The organism is Mesorhizobium sp. INR15 (genome assembly GCF_015500075.1).
Classification (GTDB): Bacteria; Pseudomonadota; Alphaproteobacteria; order Rhizobiales; family Rhizobiaceae; genus Mesorhizobium.
In genome coordinates this window covers 3,688,646-3,703,271 of record NZ_CP045496.1, presented here as the reverse complement: position 1 = coordinate 3,703,271, position 14,626 = coordinate 3,688,646, and the positions used below count along the sequence as shown (strand labels likewise).

The 14,626-nt window shown below is 62.3% G+C and carries 15 protein-coding genes; 6 read left to right on the top strand and 9 right to left on the bottom strand.

Annotation, left to right across the window (positions count from 1 at the left end):
- Both GA829_RS18060 and GA829_RS18055 read left to right on the top strand, forming a co-directional pair.
- Window positions 1–705, top strand: a complete 705-nt coding sequence (locus GA829_RS18060) for an ABC transporter ATP-binding protein (protein WP_195174062.1) — start codon at window positions 1–3, stop codon at window positions 703–705.
- Window positions 705–1,922, top strand: a complete 1,218-nt coding sequence (locus GA829_RS18055) for an ABC transporter permease (protein WP_195174061.1) — start codon at window positions 705–707, stop codon at window positions 1,920–1,922. Before GA829_RS18060 ends, GA829_RS18055 begins: the two co-directional genes overlap by 1 nt.
- A gap of 10 nt (window positions 1,923–1,932) precedes the next feature.
- On the opposite strand, the gene GA829_RS18050 is transcribed toward GA829_RS18055, so the two are convergent.
- From GA829_RS18050 to GA829_RS18040, 3 genes are all read right to left on the bottom strand, one after another.
- Window positions 1,933–3,195: a cation:proton antiporter gene (locus GA829_RS18050; protein WP_195174060.1), complete on the bottom strand. Its 1,263-nt coding sequence runs from the start codon at window positions 3,193–3,195 to the stop codon at window positions 1,933–1,935.
- Between the two features lie 63 nt (window positions 3,196–3,258).
- Window positions 3,259–4,002, bottom strand: a complete 744-nt coding sequence (locus tag GA829_RS18045) for a hypothetical protein (protein ID WP_195174059.1) — start codon at window positions 4,000–4,002, stop codon at window positions 3,259–3,261.
- Window positions 4,003–4,009: 7 nt separating this feature from the next.
- The gene (locus tag GA829_RS18040; protein WP_195174058.1) at window positions 4,010–5,137 is read right to left on the bottom strand and encodes an endonuclease/exonuclease/phosphatase family protein; all 1,128 of its coding nucleotides are present in this window, start codon (window positions 5,135–5,137) and stop codon (window positions 4,010–4,012) included.
- Between the two features lie 160 nt (window positions 5,138–5,297).
- On the opposite strand from GA829_RS18040, the gene GA829_RS18035 reads away from it, so the two are divergent.
- Window positions 5,298–5,855, top strand: a complete 558-nt coding sequence (locus GA829_RS18035; RefSeq protein ID WP_195174057.1) for a BA14K family protein — start codon at window positions 5,298–5,300, stop codon at window positions 5,853–5,855.
- A 140-nt stretch (window positions 5,856–5,995) separates the two neighbouring features.
- Here the strand turns inward: GA829_RS18035 and ilvC are convergent, their stop codons facing one another.
- Window positions 5,996–7,015, bottom strand: a complete 1,020-nt coding sequence (ilvC, locus tag GA829_RS18030; protein WP_195174056.1) for a ketol-acid reductoisomerase — start codon at window positions 7,013–7,015, stop codon at window positions 5,996–5,998.
- Between the two features lie 25 nt (window positions 7,016–7,040).
- Window positions 7,041–7,709, bottom strand: coding sequence for a TetR/AcrR family transcriptional regulator (locus GA829_RS18025; RefSeq protein ID WP_195174055.1), 669 nt, complete (start codon window positions 7,707–7,709; stop codon window positions 7,041–7,043).
- A gap of 157 nt (window positions 7,710–7,866) precedes the next feature.
- Here GA829_RS18025 and GA829_RS18020 point away from each other — a divergent pair, with 157 nt between their 5' ends.
- Window positions 7,867–8,298, top strand: coding sequence for an anthrone oxygenase family protein (locus GA829_RS18020; RefSeq protein WP_195179718.1), 432 nt, complete (start codon window positions 7,867–7,869; stop codon window positions 8,296–8,298).
- A gap of 40 nt (window positions 8,299–8,338) precedes the next feature.
- Here GA829_RS18020 and GA829_RS18015 read toward each other — a convergent pair whose 3' ends face one another.
- On the bottom strand, window positions 8,339–8,794 hold the full coding sequence (locus GA829_RS18015; protein WP_195174054.1) for a MarR family winged helix-turn-helix transcriptional regulator: 456 nt from the start codon (window positions 8,792–8,794) through the stop codon (window positions 8,339–8,341).
- Between the two features lie 100 nt (window positions 8,795–8,894).
- Here GA829_RS18015 and GA829_RS18010 point away from each other — a divergent pair, with 100 nt between their 5' ends.
- Window positions 8,895–9,200 carry a Rieske (2Fe-2S) protein gene (locus tag GA829_RS18010; RefSeq protein WP_195174053.1) on the top strand — a complete coding sequence of 102 codons (306 nt, stop codon included), beginning with the start codon at window positions 8,895–8,897 and terminating at the stop codon, window positions 9,198–9,200.
- Between the two features lies 1 nt (window position 9,201).
- Window positions 9,202–9,930: a glutathione S-transferase family protein gene (locus GA829_RS18005; protein WP_195174052.1), complete on the top strand. Its 729-nt coding sequence runs from the start codon at window positions 9,202–9,204 to the stop codon at window positions 9,928–9,930.
- 10 nt (window positions 9,931–9,940) lie between these two features.
- Here GA829_RS18005 and GA829_RS18000 read toward each other — a convergent pair whose 3' ends face one another.
- The 3 genes from GA829_RS18000 to GA829_RS17990 all read right to left on the bottom strand — a co-directional run bounded on the left by GA829_RS18000 (window position 9,941) and on the right by GA829_RS17990 (window position 14,528).
- Window positions 9,941–12,694: a CHAT domain-containing protein gene (locus GA829_RS18000; protein ID WP_195174051.1), complete on the bottom strand. Its 2,754-nt coding sequence runs from the start codon at window positions 12,692–12,694 to the stop codon at window positions 9,941–9,943.
- Window positions 12,695–12,781: 87 nt separating this feature from the next.
- A complete protein-coding gene (locus tag GA829_RS17995; protein ID WP_195174050.1) occupies window positions 12,782–14,041 on the bottom strand; it encodes an FAD-dependent oxidoreductase in 1,260 nt (419 codons plus the stop codon).
- 76 nt (window positions 14,042–14,117) lie between these two features.
- The gene (locus tag GA829_RS17990; protein ID WP_195174049.1) at window positions 14,118–14,528 is read right to left on the bottom strand and encodes a winged helix-turn-helix transcriptional regulator; all 411 of its coding nucleotides are present in this window, start codon (window positions 14,526–14,528) and stop codon (window positions 14,118–14,120) included.
- Between the last annotated feature and the right edge of the window lie 98 nt (window positions 14,529–14,626).

The window sequence follows — 14,626 nt, the reverse complement described above, 5'->3', positions numbered from 1 at the left end:
ATGTCGGGCTCCGCGCTTATCACCTTCGACAAGGTCTGGAAAAGCTATGGCCAGGGCGAAGCCCAGGTGCATGCGCTGGCCGGCGTCAGCCTTGCCATCCGGCGCGGCGAGTTCGTTGCCATCATGGGTCCGTCCGGGTCCGGCAAATCGACGGCGATGAACATCATCGGCTGTCTCGACACGCCAACCGCGGGCACATACGCCTTCATGGGCATCGATGCGGGCCGGCTCGACCGCAACCGCCGCGCGGTGCTGCGCAATCTCTATGTCGGCTTCGTCTTCCAGGGCTACAACCTCCTGCCCCGCACCACGGCGGCGGAGAATGTCGAACTGCCGCTGATCTATCGCGGTGTTGCCGCCCGCGAACGCCGCAATCTCGCCATGCAGGCGCTGGCGCAGGTCGGCCTCGTTGGCCGCGAGCATCACACGCCGGCCGAACTGTCCGGCGGCCAGCAACAGCGCGTGGCCATTGCGCGTGCCATCGTCACCCGGCCGACGCTGCTCGTTGCCGATGAACCGACCGGCAACCTCGACACCGCGCGCACGCACGAGATCATGGAACTGCTGACGCAGCTCAACACCGAACTTGGCTTGACCATCGCCATGGTCACCCACGAGGCCGATGTCGCTGAATATGCCGAGCGTACGATCCGCTTCCTCGATGGCCACGTGGCTTCCGACACCATGAAACTCGAGGTGGCGTGATGCTTTGGGAAACCGTCCGCCTCTCCTTGCTGTCGGTGCGCCGCAACGTGCTGCGTTCATTCCTCACGCTGCTTGGCATCGTCATTGGGGTTGCCGCCGTCATCGCCATGCTGACCATCGGCTCGGGCACCACGGAGAAGGTCAAGGCCGACATTTCCAAGCTCGGCAGCAATCTGCTCGTCATCCGCTCCGGCCGGCCAGCCGGTCCCGGCGGACCGGGCGGGCTCGATCAGGTCGTCCGGCCGCTTGGCGACAAGGATGTAGCGGCCCTGGTCGCGCATCTCACCGGCGCGCGGGCCATTTCACCGGCCTCGCAGAAGCAGGTTCGCGTCATTTTCGGCACGGAAAGCCTGACCTCCGGCATCACCGGCACCGACAGCGCCTATCTCGAAGCGCGCGACTGGAAGCTGGTTTCAGGCCGCCCGTTCAGCGATTCCGAGACCCGCAGCGGCACCGGCGTCTGCCTGATTGGCGAGACCGTGCGCCAGCAATTCTTCGGCGCCGGCGACCCGGAAGGCGAGATCATCCGCGTCAACCGCACCTCCTGCAAGATCATCGGTCTGCTAGAGCCGAAGGGCTATACCGGCTTCGGCCAGGACCAGGACAATGTCGTGCTGATGCCGCTCGCCGCCTACCAGCGCCGCGTCGCCGGCAACCGCGACATCGACAACATCTATGTCGCCGCCGACGACAGGACGCCAACGACCGAACTCTCACCGCGCGTCGAGGATATCTTGCGCGACGCCCGCCGTTTGACGCCCGACCGTGAGAGCGATTTCTCGATCCGCGACATGACCCAGATCGCCGACGCCATGGCCAGCGCCACCACGACAATGACCGGCATGCTGGGCGCGGTCGCCGGTGTCAGCCTTCTGGTCGGCGGCATCGGCATCATGAACATCATGCTGGTCTCGGTCACCGAACGCACCCGCGAGATCGGCATCCGGCTGGCCATCGGCGCGCATGAAAAGCACATCCTCATCCAGTTCCTGGTCGAGGCAACGGTGCTGTCGCTGCTTGGCGGCATCATCGGCATCCTGATCGGCCTCGGGCTGGCCGGCCTCGCCTCGGCGACGCTGTCGATCCCCTTCGCGCCGAGCCCGGCGGTCATCCTGCTCGCCGTCGGCTTCTCGGCGCTGATCGGCATGGTGTTCGGCTTCTTCCCGGCCCTGCGCGGCGCCCGCCTCGACCCGATCGACGCGCTGCGGCACGAGTGAACAGCTAGGCTCAGATGGCTTCAGGGTCGGTTGTCTTGCCGATCACCCACTTCATCGTCAGCCCCTGCACAATGATCGAGAAGATCACCACCGCATAGGTCGCGGTCAAGAGCACGGGCTTGGCCACGCTGTCGGGCAGTGACAGTGCCAGCGCCACAGAAACGCCGCCGCGCAGGCCGCCCCAGGTCAGCACCGGGATAGAGCCGGGGGAGAAGGTCTGACGCACGGCCAGCAGCGAAATCGGGATCCACACCGAGGCGAAGCGGCCGGCAAGCACGATCGGGATGGCGATCAGCACGATCCAGCCATGCGACGGGTTGAAGGACAGCACCAGAACCTCCAGTCCGAGCAACAGGAACAGGATCGAGTTCAGCATCTCGTCGACCACCTCCCAGAACGCGAAGAGATAGTCCTCCACCGTCTCGCTCATCGCGTGTTCGGCGCCGTGGTTGCCGATCAGAAGGCCGGTCACAACCACGGCGATCGGTCCCGAAAGATGTAGCCGGTGGCAGAGCGTGTAGGTGCCGACACACACGGCCAGCGAAATCAGAATCTCGACGATATGATCGTCGACCGCCAGCATGGCGCGGTAGGCAATCCAGCCCGTGATGAAGCCGAACAGCGCGCCGCCGAGACCCTCATAGACCAGCAACTCCCCGATATCCCAAAGGTCAGGCCGGTGCTGGCCGGCGGTCGCCAGCGCCACCGTCACCAGCACGCCGAAGGCGACAACGGCGACGCCATCGTTGAACAGCGATTCGCCCGCGATCTTGGCCTTGATCGATGCCGGCACGTTGATGGATTTGAGCAGGCCAAGCACGGCCACCGGATCCGTCGGCGATATCAGCGCCCCGAACACCAGCGCCCAGGGCAAGGGAACATTGAAGCCGAGAGCGCCGGCGGCGAACCACAAGGCGACGCCTACGACGGCCGTGGAGATGACGACGCCAATGCTGGCCATCAATGTGATGGCCCATTTTTGTCCTTTGAGCAGGTTGAAATCGACATGCAGCGCGCCGGCGAACAACAGCAGTGACAGCATGCCGTTCATGATCGCCGAGGTGAAATCGATCTCTTCCATGACGGCCTGCAGCGTCGCGGTGATGCCAAGGCCTGGCGCGATTTTCTGCAGCGCCAAAAGCAGCAACGACGCCGCCAGCGCCATGATCAGCAGGCCGATCGTGTGCGGCAGTTTGAGGAAACGCAGGTTCAGCCAGCCGAACAGGGCCGACAGGGTCAAAAGCAGTGCGGCGATTTCGAAGACTGACAGCATGCGGCCCCCGCCGATTCGTCAAACCCGGTGTGAGTGTAAAGGCCGATGCGTCCGGACGGCAACCTACGCCTCTGGGCCGAGATCAGAGGTGCCATCCGCCGCTGCGAAATGCCACTCGATCAGCGGTTTCATATGCGGCATCAGCCCGTCAGGCAGGTCACCGGCATGGCGAATGATGACCGGTCCTTCAATCTCCGGCTCGGCCTCGGTCGCAACGAAGGCACGGATGCGCCGCGCGAGCTCGTCGGCGGATGCGGTCTCGCGGTAGCGGCGGAAGATCACCGTGCCCCTTGGCGTCGACAAGGCGTGATAATGGGTGTCGCGTGTGATACCTGAAAAGTCGAGGCCGGTTTCCTCCCGCACTTCACGGATCATGTTGAAATCGACATCGACCAGGCCGTCGCGGAAATCCATCGGCTCGAAGGAGCCGGCGGCGAAGTAGACGCGGCCGGCATTGACGGTGTGGGCGCCCATGCGGATCGCCACCAGCGCGTTGTCGCCGGCGACCAGCATGGCATGGCCATAGGCGTGCTCGGCGCCTGAACCAGCCCGGCGCTGGCGCCACAGCGTGAAGGTCGAATAGTTGACCGCATGGCAACGACCGACCAAGCGGCGGTCATGCAAGGCAAGCTCCGACAGCAACACCACCGTGCCATCGAACAACGCCGGATTGGCCGCGATCTCGCGTTGCCAATTCTCGGAGATGGCCTGGCCATTGTCGCGTTCGAACGGATGCGGACCCGGGTCGAGCCTGACATCGATTGCATCGACAGGCAAAATGACATTGCGCGGCAGGTCGAAACTCACGCGTGCCTCAAGCCATGTCCAGGGAAATCGCGACCGGGCAATGATCCGAGGCTTTCGGCCGGTCCCAGCCGGCCCGAGGAAAGCGATCGACCTCCTGGCCGGGCGGGAAGATGGTGCGCCAGGGCTGGCCATTTCGGATGATGTCGGGAACCGCCGTCGCATTCCTGGCAGCGAGGCCTTTCGACAACAGGATATAGTCGAGCTGGCAAAGATGCCGCTCGCCGGGGCCGCGTGTATGGTAGAAGCTCCAGCGGTTCATTTCCGGCCGCCGCTCGACCACGTTTTCGCAGAAACCTCCAGCGGTCAGCACATCGATGCAGGACTGGCTCTCGTTGATCACCTCGAAGCGGTAGCCATCGATATTGTCGCCGGCAATCTTCACGCGCTGCCGGTAGTCGTTCATGTCGCCGCAGATCGCCCAGCGCTTGTCGGCGGCCCCATTTTTGTCAGGAGTGTCCTTGCCGAAACGCTCCTCGATGATGCGGCGCACCGCCTGCGCCTCCGCGATGCGCACCGGTATCGTCGCCTCACGGCCATCAAGCCCGTTTCGCGGCGAGCCCATCGACTTGAAATGCACGAGGTAGAGTGTCAGCGGCGCACCGCCGACGGTGACATCGACCTCAAGGCAATCGCGCCTGAAAATGCGCTCGTTGGCCTCGTGCCCGAGTGCCGCCAGTTCCGGCGTATGCAGGCCGAACTGATCGAAGGTGACATAGGCATGGCTGGTCATGCGCACGAATTCAATCGGCTGGCCCTGCGCGGTCTCGGTGCGCATCATCACGGCGACATCGATACCGCGTGAATCATTGCCTGATGTGGTGTATTTCTGCCGGTAGCCCTGCCCCACCATCTTGAACAGATAGCCATATTCGAAGGCCTTCAGCGCCTCGATATTGTCCACCTCCTGCATGCAGATGATGTCGGCCCGGGTCGCCGCGATCGCCAATGCGGTCAGCTGCCGCGTGTCGTCGGATTGCGCGATTGCCCGTGCCTGCTCCAGCATCCTGTATTCGGCCTCGCTCTGGATATCGAACAGTGCCAGCGTGCGGTCTTCGTTCAGCTGGTTGCGATATCCGGAGAAATCGAACCTGTTCATCAGGTTTTCGACATTGAACGTGGCGAGGCGCAGCGACATGCCATGACCTTTGCCCGCAAGCGCATCCGAAGACAAGGCCGCCGCATCGCCGTCATGGTTGATGGAACCTTTCCATTCATCCGCCGTTCAGACGAAAAGCTCCATGAATGCGCTTCTCCCTTTGGGGTATGGCGTGGGGCCTGTTTCTTTGGAGAGTGTTATGAACTCGCTCTTTTCTACCTCGGTAAAATCCGGTCTGATCGCCCTCGGCCTCATATCAGGCCTGACTGCACCTTCTGCCGCGGGTCCGATGTTCCAGCCGGATCTGTCCATTCCCGCAAGCACCGCGGCGCCGACCATCACGCCGGTTCGCGATAGCTGGGCCGGCGGCAACGACCGGCAACTGAACAACGACTGGAGATGGCGCCGGTCGGGCAACTGGAACCGTGGCAACTGGAACGGCGGCAACTGGGACCGTGGCGACAACTGGCGCTGGCGTCACTCCGGCCGCCACTATCGCGGTCGCTACGATGACGGTGCTGGTGCTGCTGCAATTCTGGGCTTGGGTCTCGGACTTGGCCTGGGCAGCGTATACGGAAACAACTATAATTATTACGAGCCGGCGCCTCGCCGCTACTACCGGACTTACAGGACGCAACGCGTTTCCAGCGCGCATGTCCAGTGGTGCTACAACCGCTACCGCTCGTACCGCGCCTTTGACAACACGTTCCAGCCTTACAATGGCCCGCGCCAGCAGTGCTGGTCGCCTTATAGCTGAGCGGGTTGATCCTGAAGATTTTAACGGCGCCGCATTGCGGCGCCGTTTTCATTTTGGCGGTATTTCAGGGCGGCACCATACGTAAGAAAGCCGGCGGATTGCTCCGCCGGCTTGTCTTTAGACAAACTGATTTTGCGAGATCAGTTTTTGGCCTTGTCGACCAGCTTGTTCTTCGAGATCCACGGCATCATCGCACGCAGCTTGGCGCCGACTTCCTCGATCTGGTGGCTGTCGTTATTGCGGCGGATGCCCTTGAAGCGCGACATGCCGGCGCGGTATTCCTGCATCCATTCCGAGGTGAACTTGCCGGTCTGGATGTCCTTCAGCACGCGCTTCATCTCGGCCTTGGTCTCGGCGGTGATGATGCGCGGACCCGAAACATACTCGCCCCACTCGGCGGTGTTCGAGATCGAGTAGTTCATGTTGGCGATGCCGCCTTCATAGATCAGGTCGACGATCAGCTTCACTTCGTGCAGGCACTCGAAATAGGCCATCTCAGGCGCATAGCCGGCTTCCACCAGCGTCTCGAAACCAGCGCGGATCAGCTCGACCAGGCCGCCGCAAAGCACGACCTGCTCACCGAACAGATCGGTTTCGCATTCCTCGCGGAAATTGGTCTCGATGATGCCCGAACGGCCGCCGCCGACGCCGCAAGCGTAGGAGAGTGCGAGATCGAGCGCGTTGCCCGAAGCGTCCTGGTTGACGGCAACCAGGCACGGCACGCCACCGCCCTTCTGGTATTCGCCGCGCACCGTGTGGCCAGGGCCCTTCGGCGCGATCATGACGACGTCGACGGTCGACTTCGGCTCGATCAGGCCGAAATGGACATTGAGGCCGTGCGCGAAAGCGATCGCCGCGCCATCGCGGATGTTCGGGGCGATCTCATTCTTGTAGATGTCGGCCTGCAATTCATCAGGCGTCGCCATCATCATCAGGTCGGCCCATTTGGCGGCTTCGGCCACGGTCATCACCTTGAGGCCGTCGGCCTCGACCTTCTTGGCGGTCGCCGAGCCGGCCTTGAGACCAACGGCAATCTCCTTGGCGCCGGAGTCCTTGAGGTTGAGCGCATGTGCCCGGCCCTGGCTGCCATAGCCGATGATGGCGACTTTCTTGCCCTTGATCAGATTGAGATCGGCATCACGATCGTAATAGACACGCATTTTGTCTTCCTTCCCGTTTTATGAATCAGAGGCCTTGCGGCCCGGTTTTTGCTCCCCCGGCTTTCGAACCGTGCAGAGCGAGAAACTGTTGCGTCGCCCGGGCGGCATCGCCGCCGATAGCCGCTTCAGTCAATTCCAGCCGGTCGCCGAGCAGCAGACGGATCTGCACGTCGCGGGCGACCAGCCCGAAAAAGGTGCGGAACGCCGTCTCGGCATCCGAAAAATCAAGAAGCTCGGCTTCGCGGCCGGCTTCCAGCACCGGCTTCAATCGCCGCGCCAAGGCAAAGCGGCCATTTTCCAGCACAACGGCGCCGAGGTCGTCCTTGCCTGAACCAGCGTGGCCGACCGCCACCCGGTTGAGCGCGATCGATGTGTCGCTCGAGATCACCTTCAGCCAGTCGGAGGCGAAGCGCTCGAGGCTTGCCGTCAGCGAGGCGAGGTCGAGCCCCTTGCGGTCGACGGATGTCACGCGCACTTTCGAGGCCTGCCACTGGACAGTCGCCGTCAGCAGCCCGTCGCGGTCGCCGAACCATTTGTACAGCGTTTCCTTGGAACAGCTCGCCCGCCGCGCCACGGCGGTCATCGTCAGCTGATCGCCCTCCTCGACCAGCAGGCGAAGCGCCGCATCCAGAACGGCCTTCTGCCGCTCCGTCAGCGCTTCTGCATTGTCGATGTCGGGCACGATGTGCAACACGCTCTTCTCTCGGTAGGCAAAGCCCGCCGATCATTGCGGCGAGCCGTACCGTACGTTACGGTTCGGCTTCTCTATGGCGTATTGTCCGCACCGGTGCAAGCCCCTATTTCTACCTTGCTGGCTTCGCCGCTGGCCGCCGACCGAGGGAAACAAGATGATCTTCGGATTGCTTGCCTTAAGCGTGGCCGCCGCCTTCTCGGGCGCCGCGATCTATGTCAGCGTCGCGGAGCAGCCGGCCAGGCTGCGTCTGGAAGACAAGGCCCTGCTGCAGGAGTGGCAGCCTTCCTACAAGCGCGGCGCCGCCATGCAGGCATCGATCGCCATTGTCGCCTGCGTGCTTGGTTTGATTGCCTGGTGGCAGACAGGCGGTCCGGGTTTCCTGGTCGGCGCGGTGATGATCATCCTGCCCTGGCCGTGGACGCTGATAGTGATGATGCCGGCCAACCGGGTGCTGGAGGCAATGAATGCCGGCGCCACCAATCCGCAAGCCCGGGCATTGATCGTCAGATGGGGCAATCTGCATCTGGTGCGGGCGGCACTCGGGGTGCTGGCCACCTTGGCCTTTCTCTGGGGCAGCCACAGCGCCTGAGCTTCACGCGATCTTGCCAATCCGGCGCGATTGATAAAGATCATTCCACCGGCGGATGGCGCAGCCTCCCCAGCAGCGCCGACAGCATGGCCAACTCATCCGGGGCGAGTTTTGCGCCGACCAGTTGCGCGATCGATGATCCATAAACAGCCCACATCTGGCGACGTATCTCACGCCCCCTGGTTGTGATGCGGATGGTTTGCCCACGGCCATCATCGGCAACCGGCAGCTTCTCGACCAGCCCGTCCGTTTCGAGCCGCGCCAGCAGCCGCGAGATATTGTACTGCGCAAACAAGGTGCGCTCGATCAGCTGGAATGGCCGCAACCCGCCCTCGCCTGCTTCGGCAAGCTCATGCAGCACGTCGTACCACGCGAGCGGCGGCAAGCCGCCGGTCTTCAACGCCTCTTCGGCCTTTTCGAACAGCTGGCGCGAAACGCGCATCAGGCGGGCCCAGGCCTTGATGGCTGCCGGCGACGGAACGGTCTTGTCATTCATGCCGGCATCATAGGGGATAGATGCATCTGCATCAAGATTGACAATCAATGCATCCGCATCTAGATAGATGCAACTGCATCAAAACTGGAAAGCAATCCCGATGAAACACGAAATCTGCAAACTCGCCGACATTCCTGAGGCTGGCAGCCTGGTCGCTCCCTTCTTCGGCCGCGAGGTCCATGTCTACCGCAGCGGCGACCGCATCCGTGCCGCCGCCAATGTCTGCCTGCATTTCGGTGGCCCGCTTGACTGCAAGGATGGCAAACTGGTCTGCCAATGGCATGGGGCCTCCTTCGACATGACGAGCGGCGACCGTCTCGACGGTCCGGCCGCGAAGGGTTCGCGCCTGATGTTCCTGTCGACGCGTGTGGAAGATGGCGCGCTGAACTATGTCTGGGGAGAATGAGATGACCGACAAGCTCACCCTCGTCAGCCATCACCTCTGTCCCTATGTGCAGCGCGCCGCGATTTCACTCGCGGAGAAAAACGTGCCGTTCGAGCGCATCGACATCGACCTCGCCAACAAGCCAGACTGGTTCAAGGCCATTTCGCCACTCGGCAAGGTGCCGCTGCTGCGCGTGCAGCATGGCGGCAAGGAAACGATCATCTTCGAATCCGCCGTCATCCTTGAATTTCTTGAGGAAACACAGGCCAACCCACTGCATCCCGCCGATCCCTACGACCGCGCCCGGCACCGCGCCTGGATCGAATTCGGCTCGGCCATTCTCAACACGATCGGCCGCTTCTATTCAGCCTCGACGGAGGCTGCCTTCCTCGCCGAATCCGGTGCGCTGTCGGCAATGTTCAATCGCATCGAGGTGGAGTTGGCGGACACCGCACCAACCGGACCATGGTTCGCCGGCGAGCGCTTTTCACTCGTCGACGCCATCTTCGGCCCGATCTTCCGCTATATCGACGCTTTCGAACGCATCGATGACATCGGCATGCTGGATGGCAAGCCACATGTGCATGCATGGCGCAAGGCACTGAGCAAGCGCCCATCAGTCAAGGGGGCGGCGGCCGCCGACTACCCGGAACGGCTCCATGCTTTCCTGCGGGCCAGGCCTTCGTACCTCTCGTTCCTCATTCTCCAGAACGACGCCGCCAGCCGGCCTCTGTCAGCCAAGGCAGGATAAGGAGGATGGCTCAATTCTCGAACATGACAAAGGCAGCCCACACCCGTGGGTCCTTCGCGCCGGATATCTTGCCGTCACGGGCGTCGCGGCGGGTCTGGCGCAGCGCTTGCGAATAGGTCTGGCCGACGGCGAGATAGTCGTAGAAGCCGATCATGAATGCGGCTGTTCCCGCATCATCCACCGGCCACAGCGTCAGCAGCGAGCGCTTCGCCCCCGCGATATTGATCGCGGTCGGCAGGCCACGCAGGCCGCCGACGAAAGTCTCCTGACCACGCGCGGTCTCGCAGGCGGACAGTACCAACAGGTCGAGATCAGACAGGTCCCAGGTCATGATCTCCATGCCATAGAGCCGGCCATCGTCATCGTCGCGCTTCATCGTTTGCCGATCGCCGGACCGCGATAGCACGACCTCGCTCTGCCACAGGGCATTTACACCGCCCGTTCCACTCTCCTTTTCATCCATGTAGGCGCCGTGCGTGGCAAGATGCGCGATTGTGGCTTGCTCCATGTCCTTGCGCAGCGTCCGCTCGCTCGCCGCATCGCCCGTGAGCACCGTGGCCGAGTATCGGTCGCCGCGCAGGATAGAGGCGATCGCATCGACCTCCTTGCGCGTGCCCGGCAACGGTTCGGCGCCCTTTTCCGCGCCCCGCGCGTAATCCAGCCCCCCGGCCAGCACGGCCTTCCCTTCCTTTGGCAATGTTTGATTGGCGCCCGTGTTCAAGAGCGCCTCTGGCCGCGTTAATATGCGTATCTCGAAGCGATCATCGAGCATTGCTCCCTTGCTGTCCTGCAGCAGCGGAAACGGCACCGAAAACAGCTTGCCATCAGGCACCACGAAAACGGTGTCGGCACCAAGAAGCGCCGGCTCAAGCGGTGCAATCAGGCTGGCATAGAGTCCAACGAACGTTTCATTCAGATCGACGAGCGGCACCGCACCACGCTCCTGCGCGGACCGGCTTGACCTGAGGCTCACCATACGGGTCTCCTTCGCGACAGGGATAATCCGACGCGGGTCACCAAGGTCGAACTGGCGCGGCAGTTGGTCCTTGCGAGTGACGATCGCGTAGAGACGCTCATCCTCCAGCGGATCGGCGCTCTCGCGGTCCGCCCGCCACTTGCGGGTGATAAAATAGTCGACCAGCACCTCGTTCTGCTTAAGCAGCATTTCGGCTGTTGGCAGCGGCTTGTCGACGACGCTCTGATAGAAGCTATACTTGGCGGCAACCCTCGCGAGGACCTTCCGGTATATCGCCTCGACCTGGTCGGGCTGCAACGCGCCTGAATCCTCGGAAATGTCGCTGCTGGAAGCCTCCTCCTGATAGGCCAGCGACAGCCGCATGGCGGATTGGATCAAATGCCGCGTCTCCGTGTCGTTCGGATCGATCAGGCGCGACAATCTGCGAAATAGGTCTCGCTTGCCGTTTTCAAGCGTTGGCCAGCGGCGCACGGCGTCCGCGAATGCTGGCACCACCGACGCATTGTTCTGCGCCAGGCGCGCATAGTCGTAGAGCATGTCGTCGGCCAGGGCTCGGCTGGCTTCAGCGAAGACAGGGCTGCCGGCTGTGCTCACCTGGAACCAGTTCCAGCGCAGCATGTCATTGTCGAGGGCCGCGAAATCCGCTGCCGCCGCATTGGGGTCTGTCTTGGCTTTGAGATTGGCTATCCCCTGCCGCGCGGCGAACGTCAGCGGATGCACCACGCCGTAAGTCGACTTGGCGATATCAAAGGCCCGGTCGAATTGCCGCATGGCGCTTGTTGTGTCTCCAACAGCGGCGAAATGTGCAGCAAGCAGATTGGCGATCTTGATTGCCAGTATCTCTGGATAGTTCGGTTCGGTGGTCAGGGATAGCAGATGCGCCAGCACCGGCCCGTCGAGCACCTGCGAGCCGGACAGCACTCTGGTGTAGAGCAGCCATGCATCGGCCTGCTCTATCAGATTGCCTTCCTGCTTGAGCACAACAGCGATGTCTCGATCCTGCTGGAAATAATGAGAAGCCTCGTCATACTTGCCGAGGTCGAGATAATCCTGCGCGGTGTTGTTCGCGCTGACCAGAACGTTGAAATGGTTGGCGCCGTAGTAGCCGATGCGCTTCTCGAGCACGCCAAGGTCGTATTGCAGGGCGCGGGTTGGCGCACCCATCTGGCGCAACATGTCGGCCAAATTGTTCTGCAGCTTCCAGGTGAAACGATCGTCCGGTCCAAGCACCCGCCCGGCAATCTCCAGGTTACGCCGTTCAATATTGATCGCCGAAGCGATCTGACCGAACGCGGCTACCCCTGTCGCCAGCAAGTCGTTGGCATACAAGAGTTCCGGAGATTCCGTCCCGTTGTAGTGAACATAAAGATTGGTTGCAGTGGCGCAGTTGGAAACGAAGCCCTGATAGTCTTTCTCGGCCTGCTTCAGCATCGCGTAATTGAGATAGAAGTCGGCGCGCTTCGCGACATCCTGCTGCATGGCCCTGGTTTTCAGGCCTTCCGCAAAAATCTCTTCGGCATTGTCGAGAATCTGGTTGTTGAGAAACGTCGCGCCGGCGTTCGAGTAACTCTCGACGGTGAAGTCGTAGAGATCACTCCTGGCTGCGGCGAGCAGCGCTGCCCGCAATTGCGCATAGCCCTCGTCGAAGCGTCCTTCTTCCATCATCAGCTTGTATGCTGCGTCGATGCGGGCTTTCAGAGCCGCTGCGGTGTCTGCCGGCGCATGCTGACTGGCCTCGTCTCGAGTTTGGGCGCGCACCAGAGACAAGGGCAGCGCGACGACCGCCATTGTCAGGATTGACGCCACAATGCGCAACAGACCCTGCGATTTTCGCGCTCTGGATACGACATGCATGAAGATCAACCCGGGCGAGAACTATGCTGCGTTCGTATCATCGTCAGGATTTTGTCCGAAATCCCATCGCGCTTCCCTGAGCCCGATCCGCCTGAACGGGTCGATCACTGTGCCAGCCACCATCGAGGCGAGGAATTGTGGTGCCGGCGGGATTTTCGCGACCGTCGCCACCAGCCTGTCGCGGATGAAGGGCAGCGCGACGGAATCCGACTGGTAGAACGGTGTGAATGCCAGCGATAGCGCCTGGAAAACGCGCACGTGCCAGCGCCGCGCCTGGACGTATGCCTCCAGCGCGGCCTCGATGCTGTTCGTCCGGGACAGTGCATGGCTGAGCGCCGCCGCGTCGAGCAGCGCCATGTTCGCCCCTTGTCCGAGCTGCGGGCTGGTCGAATGGGCGGCATCGCCAATAACGGCCAACCGCCGGCCCGCCGGCCGCTTCATCGTGTGATGGCCGTAGCGCGCCAGCGACAACTGGTCGAAACTGTCGATCTGGCTGGTGAAGGCCTCGGCTTCCGGCCACAGCCGCACCACCCTTTGCTTCCACGCATCGAGCCCCGCCGTTCGGACCTGATCGGCGTCCTCCGGCTTCAGGCTCCAGAAGAAGGCCGCCATTTTTTCGGCACCTGGTTCTGGCCGCCCGATCGGCAGCACACCAATCATCACACTCGCCTTGTCATAGCGCTGCGTCAGTGCGTGCTCGTCGAAGCGGTCATCCCGCCAGCCGAGCGACGCCCAGAACGCACCATAGGCGAGTGGTCTTGGCGCGCCCGCGTTGCCGAGGCTCTGCCGCAGTTTCGAGCGCGAGCCGCTGGCGTCAACCACCAGGTCAAACGGGCCGACCCTTCGCCCGTTGCCGCAAATCAGTGTCGCCTTCTCGCCCGCCTCCAGCGTCTCGATTTCGACACCGGTCTCAATGCTGATCGCCTCGCGCTGTGCCGCGTGAAAAAGCACGCCAAACAAGGCGTTCCGATGCACCGCCAGGCCAAACCGGTGGCTGCTTTGCGCATCATAACGGACGTCGAGCACGGTGCGGCCCGTACTGGCATCGGCGCCATGCAACCGGTCGATACGGCTGCCCAGCGCCAGGATATCGTCAAGCAGGCCAAGATCGGCGAGCACCGTCAGGCCGGTCGGCTGCAGGATCAGCCCGGAGCCGACCGGCTTCGGTTCCTCGAAGCGCTCGAACATGGTGACCCTATGTCCGGCGCGCTTCAGGTAAAGCGCCGTGGCAAGCCCCGCCGGACCGGCGCCCGCTATCGCGATGTCAAGAGAAATGCCCATGCCCCGCCCAGTTCGACTGGCCGGGACAATCCTTCAGCGGCACCCTCAAATCAAGACGTCGTTTGCGCGCGGCGCCTTACACCTGCGCGGCGTCGAAACCGGCGCGTGCGCTGCGCACCGCGTCATGATTGAGTTCGGCCCATTGGATCAGATGATGCAAGGCACTGAACATCGAGCGCCCAAGGTCGGTCAGGCTGTATTCGACACTTGGCGGCTTGGTCGGGAACACTTCGCGATGGACATAGCCGTCGCGCTGCAACTCGTAGAGCGTCTGGGTCAGCATGCGCTGCGATATGTCGGGCACCAGCCGCCGCAATTCGCCGAAGCGATAGGGATGCTCGGCCAGCGCCGACATCAGCAACGAACTCCATTTGCCATTGAGACCCTGGATCACGTCGCGGACTGGGCAATCGGAAAGGTTGCCGCCATTGCTCATGGCCTTGAAGATTTCAAGCTTGGATCTCAAAGTGATGATTGCGCTGTCCACGGCTGTTCCCTGGTGGTTCCCTGCGAGTGCCTACCTCCCGAAAAACTGCCTTCTTTACGGCAATGGGTCAATTCCTATTTTAGTGCTGGTCTCTTTTC

What these genes read in the sequence shown, in the direction of transcription:
- GA829_RS18060 (WP_195174062.1), top strand. Translation starts at nt 1, where the DNA reads ATGTCGGGCTCCGCGCTTATCACCTTCGACAAGGTCTGGAAAAGCTAT.
- GA829_RS18055 (WP_195174061.1), top strand. Translation starts at nt 705, where the DNA reads ATGCTTTGGGAAACCGTCCGCCTCTCCTTGCTGTCGGTGCGCCGCAAC.
- GA829_RS18050 (WP_195174060.1), bottom strand. Translation starts at nt 3,195, where the DNA reads ATGCTGTCAGTCTTCGAAATCGCCGCACTGCTTTTGACCCTGTCGGCC.
- GA829_RS18040 (WP_195174058.1), bottom strand. Translation starts at nt 5,137, where the DNA reads ATGTCGCTGCGCCTCGCCACGTTCAATGTCGAAAACCTGATGAACAGG.
- GA829_RS18035 (WP_195174057.1), top strand. Translation starts at nt 5,298, where the DNA reads ATGAACTCGCTCTTTTCTACCTCGGTAAAATCCGGTCTGATCGCCCTC.
- ilvC (WP_195174056.1), bottom strand. Translation starts at nt 7,015, where the DNA reads ATGCGTGTCTATTACGATCGTGATGCCGATCTCAATCTGATCAAGGGC.
- GA829_RS18015 (WP_195174054.1), bottom strand. Translation starts at nt 8,794, where the DNA reads ATGAATGACAAGACCGTTCCGTCGCCGGCAGCCATCAAGGCCTGGGCC.
- GA829_RS18010 (WP_195174053.1), top strand. Translation starts at nt 8,895, where the DNA reads ATGAAACACGAAATCTGCAAACTCGCCGACATTCCTGAGGCTGGCAGC.
- GA829_RS18005 (WP_195174052.1), top strand. Translation starts at nt 9,202, where the DNA reads ATGACCGACAAGCTCACCCTCGTCAGCCATCACCTCTGTCCCTATGTG.
- GA829_RS18000 (WP_195174051.1), bottom strand. Translation starts at nt 12,694, where the DNA reads ATGGCGGTCGTCGCGCTGCCCTTGTCTCTGGTGCGCGCCCAAACTCGA.
- GA829_RS17995 (WP_195174050.1), bottom strand. Translation starts at nt 14,041, where the DNA reads ATGGGCATTTCTCTTGACATCGCGATAGCGGGCGCCGGTCCGGCGGGG.